General features: G+C 73.8%; 11 protein-coding genes. 3 read left to right on the forward strand and 8 right to left on the reverse strand.

The genetic code is table 11. The features are described from left to right. Nucleotides 1-12: 12 nt before the first annotated feature. Both B446_RS27755 and B446_RS27760 read right to left on the reverse strand, forming a co-directional pair. Entirely contained in the window at nt 13-1,155 is a 1,143-nt protein-coding gene (locus B446_RS27755; protein WP_020942745.1) for a sensor histidine kinase, read from the reverse strand. After that, a complete protein-coding gene (locus tag B446_RS27760; protein ID WP_020942746.1) occupies nt 1,152-1,841 on the reverse strand; it encodes a response regulator in 690 nt (229 codons plus the stop codon). The genes B446_RS27755 and B446_RS27760 overlap by 4 nt, the downstream gene beginning before the upstream one ends. 728 nt (nt 1,842-2,569) lie before the next feature. On the opposite strand from B446_RS27760, the gene B446_RS27765 reads away from it, so the two are divergent. Beyond that, the gene (locus B446_RS27765) at nt 2,570-3,691 is read left to right on the forward strand and encodes a DUF418 domain-containing protein (RefSeq protein ID WP_043479224.1); all 1,122 of its coding nucleotides are present in this window, start codon (nt 2,570-2,572) and stop codon (nt 3,689-3,691) included. A 33-nt stretch (nt 3,692-3,724) separates the two neighbouring features. On the opposite strand, the gene B446_RS27770 is transcribed toward B446_RS27765, so the two are convergent. After that, nucleotides 3,725-4,375: a TetR/AcrR family transcriptional regulator gene (locus B446_RS27770; RefSeq protein WP_020942748.1), complete on the reverse strand. Its 651-nt coding sequence runs from the start codon at nt 4,373-4,375 to the stop codon at nt 3,725-3,727. A gap of 79 nt (nt 4,376-4,454) precedes the next feature. On the opposite strand from B446_RS27770, the gene B446_RS27775 reads away from it, so the two are divergent. Then, nucleotides 4,455-5,120: a class I SAM-dependent methyltransferase gene (locus tag B446_RS27775; RefSeq protein ID WP_020942749.1), complete on the forward strand. Its 666-nt coding sequence runs from the start codon at nt 4,455-4,457 to the stop codon at nt 5,118-5,120. Nucleotides 5,121-5,546: 426 nt separating this feature from the next. On the opposite strand, the gene B446_RS27780 is transcribed toward B446_RS27775, so the two are convergent. The 5 genes from B446_RS27780 to B446_RS27800 all read right to left on the reverse strand — a co-directional run bounded on the left by B446_RS27780 (nt 5,547) and on the right by B446_RS27800 (nt 11,700). Further along, nucleotides 5,547-6,002: a tellurite resistance TerB family protein gene (locus B446_RS27780; protein WP_020942750.1), complete on the reverse strand. Its 456-nt coding sequence runs from the start codon at nt 6,000-6,002 to the stop codon at nt 5,547-5,549. 86 nt (nt 6,003-6,088) lie between these two features. Beyond that, nucleotides 6,089-7,099: a methylmalonyl Co-A mutase-associated GTPase MeaB gene (meaB, locus tag B446_RS27785; RefSeq protein ID WP_020942751.1), complete on the reverse strand. Its 1,011-nt coding sequence runs from the start codon at nt 7,097-7,099 to the stop codon at nt 6,089-6,091. 5 nt (nt 7,100-7,104) lie between these two features. Beyond that, entirely contained in the window at nt 7,105-9,279 is a 2,175-nt protein-coding gene (gene scpA / locus B446_RS27790) for a methylmalonyl-CoA mutase (protein WP_020942752.1), read from the reverse strand. After that, nucleotides 9,279-11,087 (reverse strand): methylmalonyl-CoA mutase family protein, encoded by a 1,809-nt coding sequence (locus B446_RS27795; RefSeq protein ID WP_020942753.1) that lies wholly within the window; start codon nt 11,085-11,087, stop codon nt 9,279-9,281. Before B446_RS27795 ends, scpA begins: the two co-directional genes overlap by 1 nt. 109 nt (nt 11,088-11,196) lie before the next feature. After that, nucleotides 11,197-11,700: a MarR family winged helix-turn-helix transcriptional regulator gene (locus tag B446_RS27800; protein WP_020942754.1), complete on the reverse strand. Its 504-nt coding sequence runs from the start codon at nt 11,698-11,700 to the stop codon at nt 11,197-11,199. A gap of 86 nt (nt 11,701-11,786) precedes the next feature. Here B446_RS27800 and B446_RS27805 point away from each other — a divergent pair, with 86 nt between their 5' ends. Then, on the forward strand, nt 11,787-12,302 hold the full coding sequence (locus B446_RS27805) for a YceI family protein (RefSeq protein ID WP_020942755.1): 516 nt from the start codon (nt 11,787-11,789) through the stop codon (nt 12,300-12,302). Nucleotides 12,303-12,305 lie beyond the last annotated feature (3 nt).

A 12,305-nucleotide genomic window follows, 5' to 3' on the forward strand; every position in this document is an offset into this window, starting at 1 on the left:
GCCGGGCGCGGCTCACCCCGCCCCCTCCCTGGGGAGGTCGAGGTGGAGTTCGTAGCCGCCGTCGGGGGTGGGGCCCGCGGTGACCGTGCCGCCGAGGAGTTCGGCTCGTTGGCGCAGGCCCAGCAGGCCGTGGTGGGCGCCGGGGAGGGGGAGCGGGGGGCGGGTGGGTGCCGTGTTGGTGACGGTGACCTCGACCCGGCCGTTCACGTGGTGGAGGCGGACCGTGGCCGTGGCGCCCGGCGCGTGTTTGCGGACGTTGGTCAGGGCCTCCTGGACCGTCCGGTAGACGGCGCGCTGGACGGGCGGGGACAACCCCTCGGGGAGGTCCGTCTTCAGCTCCGCCTCCATGCCGCTGCCGTCGACCAGCCGTTGCAGGTCGGCCAGGGACGGCTGCGGGGTGAGCTCCGTGGGGCGGCTGCCGGAGGCGCGCAGCACGCTCACCATGTGCCGCAGCTCGTCCAGGGTCTGCACGCTGAGCCGCCGGATCGCGGCCGCGCCCCTCTTCGCCTCGGGATCCTGGCTGCTCACCTGGAGCGCTCCGGCCTGCACGGCGATCAGGCTGACCTGGTGGGAGACCACGTCGTGCATCTCCCGCGCCAGTTGCGCCCGCTCCCGCGCCAGCACGCCCTGCGCGGTCAGCAGCCGCTCGTGCTCCCGGGCCTCGGTGATCTCGGTGAGCCGGAGCGACAGCTCCCGGCGGGCCTGGACCAGCTGGCCCAGGAAGACCGGGGCGGCCGCCGTGGCCACGGCGTAGATGAGGTGGACGACGTTGTGGGTGCCGGACAGCTCGTTGGCCCGCAGCGTCGACCACGGCCAGGGCAGGAAGTCGATGATCGCGTACGTCAGGGCACAGCAGGCCAGCAGGACCCGGTGCCGGCTGAGCGAGGCGAGCGTGTACAGCGCCGCCAGCGTGGCGAACACCGCGTCGGAGACCATCGCGGTGGGGACCGTCAGCAGGAACGTCGTCAGCGGCAGGCGGCGGCGCAGCAGCAGGGCGAAGGAGCCGAGCAGCGCGCAGCTCACGGCGGGCTGCTGCCCCAGGTCGACGTTGGCCCACGTGTCCGCCAGGGCGACCAGCACCAGGAGCACGTCCAGCAGTACGGCCGGCACACCGCGGCGCGTCAGCCCGTTGCGGGTCGCCCCCCGGCGCGTCATCCGGCGGCCTCGTCCCGCTCCGGGGTGCGCTCCGGATTGCGCTCCGGGCCCAGCAGGCCCGCCCGCTCGGCGACCAGCGCGGCCTGTACCCGGCTGCTGACCTCCAGCTTGCCGAACACGGCGCTGACATGGCCCTTCACCGTGCCGGCGCTCAGGTGCATCCGCTCGCCGATGTCGGCGTTGGCCAGACCGTCCGCCATCAGCACGAGGACCTCGCGCTCCCGTTCGGTGAGCCGGGCCGCGAGCCGGGCGGCGGGCTCGCGCTCGCCCTTGTCGAGATAGCCGTCCACCACCGTGCGGGTCACCTTGGACGACAGCACCGTCCCGCCCTCGGCCAGCGCCCTGACCAGGTACGGAAGCTGCTCCGGGTCGGTGTCCTTGAGCAGGAAGCCCGCGGCGCCCGAGCGCAGGGCGGCAGCCACGTACTCGTCGGCGTCGAACGTGGTGAGCATGGCCACGATCGGCGGGTCCGTCATGCGGCGCAGCTCCGCCAGTACGGTGAGGCCGTCCACGTCCGGCATCCGGATGTCCAGCAGGACGACGTCGGGGCGCGACTCGCGCACCGACCGCACGGCCTGGCCGCCGTCGACGGCCGCCACGACCTCGATGTCCTCGGCCGTGGCGAGGATGTGGGTGAAGCCCGTGCGGACCAGGGCTTCGTCGTCGACCACCAGGACCCGGATCACGTGCGCTCCGCTCGTCGCCCACCCCCCGTTCGGATGCGTTCGTCCGGATGCGTACCACCGTGGGCCGCACACACAGCGCGGCGGCGGTGATTCCCGCCGATTGGCGGCGCGGCACCGGCCGGTCGTCGGGCCGGCTCCGGCCGACCGGCGGGGTGCCTTCGGAAGGACGGCGGGTGAGCCGTGGCGGCCGCCCGGCGGAACCTGGAGACATGACCCAGAAGACGTGGTCGGCCATGTCCGCCCGTGCGCCGCGCGAGCGTGCGGCCGGGCCGTCACCGGTTGAGCGTGCGGACGAGCGGCTGGCGGGGCCACCGCCGGTTGAGCGTGCGGACGAGCGGCTGGCGGGGCCACCGCCGGCTGAGCGTGCGGCCGAGCGGGCGGCGGTTGCACCTCGTCCGGCGGGGCGGGCGGCGGGTGCACCGGGCGAGCGTGAGGCTGAGCGGGTGGCGGGTGCATCGCGTGAGCGTGAGGCCGAGCGGGTGACGGGCGCACCCTGTGCGGCTGAGCGGGCGGCGGGTCCTTCGCATGCGCGTGAGGCTGAGCGGGCGGCGGGTGCACCGCGTGAGCGTGCGGCGGGTCCTTCGCGTGCGCGTGAGGTTCAGCGGACGGCGGGTGCGCCGCGAGAGGCCCAGCCCGCGGCGAGCCCTGCCCCCGGGCGTTCCGGTGACGCGGCCTCGACGGGGCGGCTGATCGGTGTCGACCTCGCCCGCGGTCTCGCCGTGCTCGGCATGTTCTCCGCGCACGTCGGGCCCGACGTCACCGTGGGCGGCCCGGTGGGGTTCGTGCTGGAGACGGCCCGCGGTCGTTCCTCCGCCCTCTTCGCGCTGCTCGCCGGCTTCTCGCTGGTCATCATCACCGGCCGCCCGCACCCCCGGACCGGGCGTCCCGGCCGGCAGGCGGTGGCCCGGGTCGCGATCCGCGCCGGCGTCCTCGTGGTGCTGGGCTACGCCCTGACCGCACTGGACACCCCGGTGAACGTGATCCTCGGCTACTACGGCCTGATCTTCATCGCCGTGGTCCCGCTGTACCGGCTGCGGGCCGGACCGCTCGCCCTCGTCGCGGCCGCCGGCGCGCTCGTCCTGCCCCAGCTCCTCTACGTGCTCCGGCAGGCGATCGAGGGCGGCGACTGGGCGGACACCGTCGCCGCCTGGGACCCGCTGGCCAGGCTCAGCGGCTCCGGCGGCTTCACGCAACTGCTGGTCACCGGCGACTACCCGGCGCTCACCTGGATGCCGTTCGTGGTCGCGGGCATGGCGATCGCCAAGCTCGACCTCACCCGGCCCGGCGTCCGGCCCCGGCTGGCCGTCACCGGCGGGGCGCTCGCCGTGCTCGGCTACGGCGGCTCCTGGCTGGCCCTGCACCTGGTCCCGGGCGCGCTCGCCTCGGTCGGGGCCGCCGCCGACGGCGGCTCGCCGGGGTCGGCGTGGTGGTCGGACACCGTCGGCACACCCGAGGGCCACACCCCGCTCGCCTGGCTGCTCGTGGCCGCGCCGCACAGCCAGACGACTCTCTCCGTCATCGGCAACACCGGCGTCGCGGTGGCCCTGCTCGCCGCCTGCCTCGCGGTCGTGGAGAGGCTGCCGCGCCTCACGCGCGCGGCCACTCCGGTCGTGGCGGTCGGGCAGATGGCGCTGACCGCGTACGTCCTGCACATCGTCGCGCTCTGGTTCTTCGACGAGGTCTGGTACGTCCCGGCGGTCGACAGCGACGCCATGAACGCCCTGCCGGTGCTCGTGGGCTTCGCCGTGGCCGCCACACTGCTGGCGACCCTGTGGACCCGCCGCTTCCGGCGCGGCCCCCTCGAACACGCCCTCCACGTCGTCACCGGGGTCGCGCGGTACGTCGAGTGAGGGGACGAGGGTGCGCACCCGGGTTCCGTCGTCCTACGGCTCCCCGTGGCCCCCGTCCCCGCGGGGCAGCAGCGCACGTAGTGCCAGGTCCGTCAGTTCGGCCTCCACCCTGTCACGGTCGGGGACGACCGCCGCCCGGAAGGAGCGGCCCGCCAGGAGGGAGACGAGCCACCAGGCGGCGGTGCGTGCGTCGACGTCCCGCCGGATGTCGCCGGCCGACCGGCCGCGCTCCAGCAGGCCGGCGAGCATGTCGGCGAGGTGCTGGTGGACCTGGCGCAGGGCCTCGCCGAGGTCCGGGTCGTGGGCCAGGGCCGTGGCGTCCGCGAAGAGGAACCCGTGCGCGCCGGGCCGGTGGAAGCGGTCCAGGTGCGCGGGGTCGAGGAAGGACGTCAGCACCTCGGGGACCGGACGGCCCGTGTCGGCGGCCTGGTGCAGGAGCGCGGACACCGACTCCACGGCGTGGTCCAGCGTCGCCCGGTACAGCGCGGCCTTCGAGCCGAAGTTCTGGAAGACGACCGGCTCGCTGACCCCGACCCGCTTGGCGATCTCGGAGACCTTCCCGCGCTGGTAGCCGGTCTCCGAGAACACCTCGGTGGCCGCGGCCAGGATCGACGCCCGGCGTTCGGCGGCGGGCAGACGGGTGCGGGTACGGGCGCGGGGGCCGGGCTCGGTCACGTCGGTCATCGTAAGCCCCTTGCCACCTTTCTTAGTCAGGACTAAGTTGAAACCGTACTTAGTCCTGACTAAGTTATGGAGGAGATCCATGCCCCTCGGAAGCCTCATGCAGGGCGGACCGCACCCGGACACGCCCGGCGTGACCATCGCGAGTCCGCGCACCTACGAACTCTTCGGCGCCGTCTTCTTCGCCGGCCGCCGCGACCGCGCCTTCACCCGGCTCGCCGGACTCAGCGGCGCCGGACGCGGCGACCGCGTCCTCGACGTCGGCTGCGGCACCGGCTACCTGACCCGGCGCATGGCGGCCCAGGTCGGCCCGGACGGCGCGGTCACCGGCGTGGACCCCTCGCCGCCGGTCCTGGCCCACGCCCGCGGCCGGAAGCGGCGCCCCGGCAGCGCGCCCTGCACCTACCGCGAGGGGATCGCCGAGGCGCTCGACCTGCCCGACGCGTCCTTCGACACGGTCGTCACCAGCCTGATGCTCCATCACCTCCCCGAGGGCCTGCGGCTCCCGGCCCTGCGCGAGATGCGGCGCGTGCTGCGCCCCGGCGGGCGGCTGCTGGTCGCGGAGTTCCGGCCGCCGAACAGTCACCTCGGCCGCCTCCTGGTGCACGGCGGAACCGCCCACGCCATGGCGCACAACCGGGTGGACGTCCTGGACGGCCTCGTCGCCGACGCCGGCCTCGAGGTGAGCGGCCACGGTGACGTCCGGCCCTGGCTGTACTACGTACAGGCGCGGCGCGCGGAGGAGTGACAAGGGGGGAGGGGAGGGCGGGGTGGGACGGGTGCGGAACCGGCGGCGTGTGGGCGCGGCCGCGTGTGCGGAGCTCGCCACGCGGTGCCGCCGGGCGGGCGGTGCACCCGCCGGACCGGTCGGGCGGACCGGTCGGAGTCCGATCGCTGTCCCCACCGCCGCTAACCACGGCGGGGACCGCCGGTCAGGCGCTCCCTCACCGCCGGCCGGGGCCGGCCCGCGCCGCCCGCCGGCTCGGCGTCCGCGGTCGTCCCTGCCGCCGGGAGGGGCGCGGATCCTGGTCTGCGGTACGGCATCCCAGCCGTCCCACCCCGCGCCCGCACCGCAAGCCCGCCACCGTCACGCTGTCGCGCGGCTGACATGCCCGGGCCCGGGCGCCCGGCCCCGGCCCGGCGCCGACGTGTCCCCGGGGCCCCGGGGCCCCGGTCAGAGGTCGAACTCGTGCGGGGGCAGGTCGAGGGTGAAGCACGCCTCGCGCACGACGGCCTGCTCGGTCTTGTCGAAGTCGCCGTCCGCGCCGCCGATGACGATGCCGATCTGGATGACCGCACGCGCCTCGGCGGGCTTCTTCTTCGCCTTGGCGATCTCCTGCAGCACGCTGACCTTGCCGAAGGCGAAGTCGGCGGTCAGCTTGTTCAGGTTGTCCTCGAAGCGCCGGCGCAGGTCGTCGGCGGGGAAGTTCTGCAGGACCTCGTTGGAGGCGATCAACTGGGCCACCCGCTGCCGTTCGGACGGGTCGACGGTGCCGTCGGCGGCCGCCACCAGCGCGCACATCGCCATGCTCGCGTCCCGGAACGCACCGCTCTTGAGATCGTTCTTCTTCGCCACGAGCTGGGTCTGCATCGTCGAGGCGGATTCCTTGATGCGGTCCCACAGGGCCATGAGAACTCCAGAAGGTCGAGTCGCGATGTCGTCAGCACCGTGGAAACTGACGACACGACCGAATAGTTCCGGCCGACCGGCCGAGGTCAGCCCTCGGCCCGGTCCCCGGCCCCGCCGGTGCCCGCGAACGCCCGCAGGATCTCCTCCGCCGCCAGCGTCGCCGTCAGCGAGCCGTCCTTCACCCGCTGTTCGAGCCCCGGGGCGGCCTCGCGCACCGCGGGATGCGTGCGCAGGCGGTCCAGGAGTTCGTCCCGGACCATCGACCAGGTCCAGTCGACCTGCTGGTCCCGGCGCTTGGCGGCGAGCCGGCCCGTGGAGTCCAGCAGGGAGCGGTGCTGCTCCAGGCGGTCCCACACCACGTCGAGGCCCGACGACTCCCGGGCGCTGCAACTGAGCACGGGAGGCGTCCAGAACGTGTCCTTGCCGTGCATCAGGCGCAGCGCACCCGACAGTTCGCGGGCCGCGGCCTTCGCGTCGCGTTCGTGCGGGCCGTCCGCCTTGTTGACCGCGATGACGTCGGCCAGCTCCAGCACACCCTTCTTGATGCCCTGCAACTGGTCGCCGGTGCGGGCCAGGGTGAGCAGCAGGAAGGAGTCGACCATGTTCGCCACGGCCGTCTCCGACTGGCCCACGCCGACGGTCTCCACCAGGATCACGTCGTAGCCCGCCGCCTCCATGACCACCATCGACTCCCGGGTGGCCTTCGCGACGCCGCCCAGCGTGCCCGCGCTGGGGGAGGGCCGGACGAAGGCCGCCGGGTCCACCGCCAGCCGCTCCATCCGCGTCTTGTCGCCGAGGATCGAGCCCCCGGTGCGGGTCGAGGAGGGGTCCACCGCGAGGACGGCCACCCGGTGGCCCTGGGAGGTCAGCAGGGTGCCGAACGCGTCGATGAACGTCGACTTGCCGACACCCGGCACCCCGCTCACGCCGATCCGCCGCGCCCGGCCGCTGTGCGGCAGCAGCTGTGTGAGCAACTGCTGGGCCAGCGCCCGGTGCTGGGGACGGGTGGACTCGACGAGCGTGATGGCCCGGGCCACCAGGGCCCGCCTGCCGTCGAGCACACCCTTCACATACGTGTCGAGATCGATCGCTGCCATCGGGCCTACAGGTCGTGGCCGAGGTCGGCCGACAGCCGCTTCACCAGGTCGTACGCGGCGTCCGGGATCACGGTGCCGGGCAGGAACACGGCCGCCGCGCCCATCTCCAGCAGGACCGGCACGTCCTGCGGCGGGATGACACCGCCGACCACGATCGTGATGTCCTCCCGGCCCTCCTCGGCCAGCTTCTCGCGCAACGCGGGCACGAGGGTGAGGTGACCGGCGGCCAGCGACGACACGCCGACCACGTGCACGTCCGCCTCGACCGCCTGGCGGGCGACCTCCTCCGGCGTCTGGAACAGCGGGCCGACGTCGACGTCGAAGCCGAGGTCGGCGAAGCCGGTGGCGATCACCTTCTGGCCCCGGTCGTGCCCGTCCTGGCCCATCTTGGCGACCAGGATGCGCGGGCGCCGGCCCTCGGCCTCCTCGAAGGCGTCCACCAGGGCGCGGGTGCGGTCCACGGACGGGGACTCCCCTGTTTCGTTGCGGTACACACCGGAGATCGTACGGATCTGGCTCGCGTGCCGGCCGTACACCTTCTCCAGGGCGTCGGAGATCTCACCGACGGTCGCCTTGGCCCTGGCCGCGCGCACGGCGAGCTCCAGCAGGTTGCCCTCGCCGTCCGCGGCCCGGGTGAGCGCGTCGAGCGCGTCCCGGCAGGCGGTCTCGTCCCGCTCCGCGCGCAGCCGCCGCAGCTTCTCGATCTGCTGGGCGCGCACCGAGGAGTTGTCGACCTTGAGGACCTCGATCTGCTCGTCGGTGTCGACGCGGTACTTGTTGACGCCGATCACCGGCTGGCGGCCGGAGTCGATCCGGGCCTGGGTGCGCGCGGCGGCCTCCTCCACGCGCAGCTTGGGGATGCCGGCGTCGATGGCCTGGGCCATGCCGCCCGCCTGCTCGACCTCCTGGATGTGCGCCCACGCCTTGCGGGCGAGGTCGTACGTCAGCCGCTCCACGTACGCGCTGCCGCCCCACGGGTCGATGACCCGGGTGGTGCCCGACTCCTGCTGGATGAGGAGCTGGGTGTTGCGGGCGATGCGGGCCGAGAAGTCGGTGGGCAGCGCCAGCGCCTCGTCGAGGGCGTTGGTGTGCAGCGACTGGGTGTGCCCCTGGGTCGCCGCCATCGCCTCGACGCACGTGCGCGTGACGTTGTTGAACACGTCCTGCGCGGTCAGCGACCAGCCCGAGGTCTGCGAATGCGTGCGCAGCGACAGGGACTTGGTGTTCTTCGGTTCGAACTGCGCGACCAGCTTGGCCCACAGCAGCCGGGCCGCGCGCAGCTTGGCGACCTCCATGAAGAAGTTCATGCCGATCGCCCAGAAGAACGACAGCCGGGGCGCGAACGCGTCCACGTCCAGACCGGCCTCGCGGCCCGCCCGGATGTACTCCACGCCGTCGGCGAGGGTGTACGCCAGCTCCAGGTCGGCCGTCGCACCGGCCTCCTGGATGTGGTACCCGGAGATGGAGATGGAGTTGTAGCGGGGCATCCGCTGCGAGGTGTACGCGAAGATGTCGGAGATGATCCGCATCGACGGCTTCGGCGGGTAGATGTAGGTGTTGCGGACCATGAACTCCTTCAGAATGTCGTTCTGAATGGTCCCGGCCAGCTTCTCGGGCGGTACGCCCTGCTCCTCGGCCGCCACGATGTACAGCGCCAGGATCGGCAGCACCGCGCCGTTCATCGTCATCGACACGGTCATCCTGTCCAGCGGGATGCCGTCGAACAGCTGGCGCATGTCGAGAATCGAGTCGATGGCCACGCCCGCCATGCCGACGTCACCGGTCACGCGCGGGTGGTCGCTGTCGTAGCCCCGGTGCGTGGGCAGGTCGAAGGCGACCGACAGGCCCTTCTGGCCGGCCGCCAGGTTGCGCCGGTAGAAGGCGTTGGACTCCTCGGCGGTGGAGAAGCCCGCGTACTGGCGGATCGTCCAGGGCTGGTTGACGTACATCGTCGGGTAGGGGCCGCGCAGGTACGGCGCCATGCCCGGGTAGGTGCCCAGGAAGTCCAGGCCCTCCAGGTCGCGGCCGGTGTACAGCGGCTTGACCCCGATGCCCTCCGGGGTCTCCCACAGCGGGGCCGCGCCGCCGGACGCCCGCTCGGCGGCCGCCCGCCACTCCTCGGCGCTGCCGTCGGCGGCCGGCGTCCCCAGCTCGATGCCGGCGAAGTCGGGGATTCCCATCAGGACACTCCCATGCGGTCGAGGGTCGCGGACAGGACGTCGACGGCGTCGCAGCCCGCGAAGACGTACGAGTCGACGCCCGCGTACGCGGCCGGGCGGCCCGCGAGGAACACGTGCCGGGCGCCGGCGGCGCGCAGCGACTCGGCGGCCCGCGCGGCCTGTTCGGCGTACAGGTCGTCGCTGGAGCACAGCACGGCCTCGGTGGCGCCGCTGTCCTCGAAGGTGCCCGCGGTGACCGGTTCGATGCCGCCGGCCTGGAAGAGGTTGGCGGCGAAGGTCGAGCGGGCGGTGTACGCGGCGGCCGGGCCGAGGGTGGCCAGGTAGATCCTGGGGCGTGCGCCGGTCGCCGCGAGGTGGGCGTCGGAGCGGGCGCGCAGGGCCTCGTACGCCTCGTCGCGGCGCACCCGGGGCAGCCCGCCGGACGGCGGCTCGGGCGCGGGTTCGCGCACCACCGGCTTCTCGGACAGCAGCGGGAACTCGCTGACACCGGTGATGGGTTCGCGCCGCTTGGCGAGCTTCCTGGAGCGCTCCGCCCAGGTCGTCGCCAGGTCGGTGCGCAGGCGGCCGGAGCGCAGGACGGCGGCCTGGCCGCCGTCGCGCTCGACGGACCGGAAGTACTCCCAGCCGGCGTGGGCGAGTTCGTCGGTCAGCCGCTCGACGTACCAGGAGCCGCCCGCCGGGTCGATGACCCGGGCCAGGTGGGACTCCTCCACCAGGATCGTGGAGGTGTTGCGGGCGATGCGCCGGGCGAAGGCGTCCGGCAGGCCGAGCGCGTGGTCGAAGGGCAGCACGGTGACGGAGTCGGCGCCGCCCACTCCGGCGGCCAGCGTGGCGACCGTCGTGCGGAGCATGTTCACCCACGGGTCGCGGCGCGCCATCATCACCGGCGAGGTCACCACGTGCTGGACCTGGGCGCCGGCGCCCGGCGCGCCGGACACCTCGGCGACCCGGCCCCACAGCCGGCGCGCGGCGCGCAGCTTGGCGATGGTCAGGAACTGGTCGGCGGTGGCCGCGTAGCGGAACTCCAGCTGGGCGCAGGCCGCCTCGACGGTGAGGCCGGCCCCGGTCAGCTCGCGCAGGTAGGCGACGCCGGTGGCGAGGGAGGCGCCCAGTTCCTGGGCCGCCGAGCCGCCGGCCTCGTGGTACGGCAGCGCGTCCACGGTCAGCGCGCGCAGGCCCGGGTACCGCTCGGCGCAGCGCGCGGCGAGGGCGGCGGCGGGCGCCAGGTCCTGCGGGGTGCCGGTGCGGGCCTGGTGCCCGAGCGGGTCGGCGCCCAGGTTGCCGCGCACCGTCTTCGGGTCGACGCCCCTGTCCTCGTACAGCCGCAGCAGTGCGGCCGCGGCGGCCTCGGTGTCGGCGCCGGCGTCCAGGACCACCGGGGCCAGGTCGAGGTAGACGCCGTCGAGGGCGCGCGGCAGGTCGGCCACCGGGATGCCGCCCTCGCCGAGCACCAGCCAGAGCGAGGTGACGCCGTTCTCCAGGTCCCCGAGGACCGCTCCGTCGGTGAGCGCCGCGTGCCGCTGCCGTACGTCCCAGCCGCCGGCGGTGTTGCCCTCGGGGCGGCCGCCGCGCTGGTACGGGGCGAAGCCGGGCAGGCCGGGGTCGGGCGCGCCGTCGCGCGCCGTGTACAGGGGCCGGGTGCGCAGCCCGTCCTCGAGCGTCGTGGACAGAGCGTCCTCAGCTGCCTCGCCCGAGACTTCCTTGCCCGACTTGCGCAGCACACCCTCGACCAGGCGTTGCCACTGCTCGTGTGTCGCGTCAGGGAACTCGGCGGCCAGTGAGAGCCCGTCGTCAGGCAGGACCGTCATGGCTCGGATGCTAGGGCAGTGCGCTCAATCGAGTGCAGGGCGCGCCTTGTGACGTTTCCCTCCTTGCGGCTGTGACCTGCACCTCGTCCCGCTTCAACGGGGCTGTTTCCTACGGTTCGTACGGGTTCTCGGCGAGGCCGGGGATGAGCGCGCCGAGCGCCTCGCGCTGCTCGGGCCCGACGAACCGGGCGAGCGCCTGGGTGACCGTCTCGGCCAGGGTGCCGGACACCTCCCGCAGCCGCCGCCTGGCCTTCTCGGTGAGCGCGACCTCGACGCCCCGCTTGTCGCCGCAGACGGACTCGCGGGTGACCAGGCCGGCCCGCTGCAGGCACGCGATCTGGTAGGTGAGCCGGGTCTTGGGGCGCCCCAGCAGTTCGGCGATCCGGGTCATGCGCAGGCCGCCGCGCGGCTGCTCGGCGAGCAGGCACAGGATGAGGAACTCGTCGTGCGAGACGTCGAGGGACTCCTTCACGGCGCACCGCAGCCGCTGCTCCACCGCACCCGTCGCCGCCAGCAGCAGCATCCAGGCCCGCAGTTCGCCCGGGAGCAGTCCGCCGCCGCCCGCCGGGGGACAGGCGGGCTGGTCGGCGGGGGTCTCGTCGCGGGCGGCCATGGTGTCGAGTCTATCTGTTGTCCAAATTTGGATATTGGGCTAGCGTGCAGTCATCCAAATTTGAACTAGCGATTCGGAGGGCGGCCATGACCGTCGCCGTGGAAACAGGCATCTGGCGGATCGACCCGGCGGCGTCCGCCGTGAGCCTGCGGCACAAGACCTTCTGGGGCCTGGTCACCGTCAAGGGCGCCTTCGCCGCCGTCACCGGGCAGGGCGAGGTCAGGCCCGACGGCTCGGCCACCGGCACCGTGACGCTGGACGTGGCCTCCCTCGACACCGGCAACGCCAAGCGCGACGCGCACCTGCGCTCGGCCGACCTGCTGGGCGCGGACGACCACCCCGAGATCACCTTCGCCGTCCGCTCCGCCGAGCGCCTCGACGGCGACGACGTGCGGGTCACCGGTCAGCTCACCGTGCGGGGCGTCAGCAGGCCGCTGACCCTCACCGCGCGCCTGACCTCGGTCACGGCCGAGGCGCTCGCCCTGGAGACCGAGTTCACCGTGGACCGCGACCGGTTCGGCGTGACCTGGAACCAGCTGGGCATGATGCGCGGCCTGACCACGGTCACCGCCGCGCTGCGCTTCGCCCGCGCGGCCGCCTGAGGG

The organism is Streptomyces collinus Tu 365 (assembly GCF_000444875.1).
GTDB lineage: Bacteria > Actinomycetota > Actinomycetes > Streptomycetales > Streptomycetaceae > Streptomyces > Streptomyces collinus_A.

Bases quoted from the DNA above. Each gene is read 5' to 3' on its own strand.
- B446_RS27755 (WP_020942745.1), bottom strand. From the start codon at position 1,155: ATGACGCGCCGGGGGGCGACCCGCAACGGGCTGACGCGCCGCGGTGTG.
- B446_RS27765 (WP_043479224.1), top strand. From the start codon at position 2,570: ATGTTCTCCGCGCACGTCGGGCCCGACGTCACCGTGGGCGGCCCGGTG.
- B446_RS27770 (WP_020942748.1), bottom strand. From the start codon at position 4,375: ATGACCGACGTGACCGAGCCCGGCCCCCGCGCCCGTACCCGCACCCGT.
- B446_RS27775 (WP_020942749.1), top strand. From the start codon at position 4,455: ATGCCCCTCGGAAGCCTCATGCAGGGCGGACCGCACCCGGACACGCCC.
- B446_RS27780 (WP_020942750.1), bottom strand. From the start codon at position 6,002: ATGGCCCTGTGGGACCGCATCAAGGAATCCGCCTCGACGATGCAGACC.
- meaB (WP_020942751.1), bottom strand. From the start codon at position 7,099: ATGGCAGCGATCGATCTCGACACGTATGTGAAGGGTGTGCTCGACGGC.
- scpA (WP_020942752.1), bottom strand. From the start codon at position 9,279: ATGGGAATCCCCGACTTCGCCGGCATCGAGCTGGGGACGCCGGCCGCC.
- B446_RS27795 (WP_020942753.1), bottom strand. From the start codon at position 11,087: ATGACGGTCCTGCCTGACGACGGGCTCTCACTGGCCGCCGAGTTCCCT.
- B446_RS27800 (WP_020942754.1), bottom strand. From the start codon at position 11,700: ATGGCCGCCCGCGACGAGACCCCCGCCGACCAGCCCGCCTGTCCCCCG.
- B446_RS27805 (WP_020942755.1), top strand. From the start codon at position 11,787: ATGACCGTCGCCGTGGAAACAGGCATCTGGCGGATCGACCCGGCGGCG.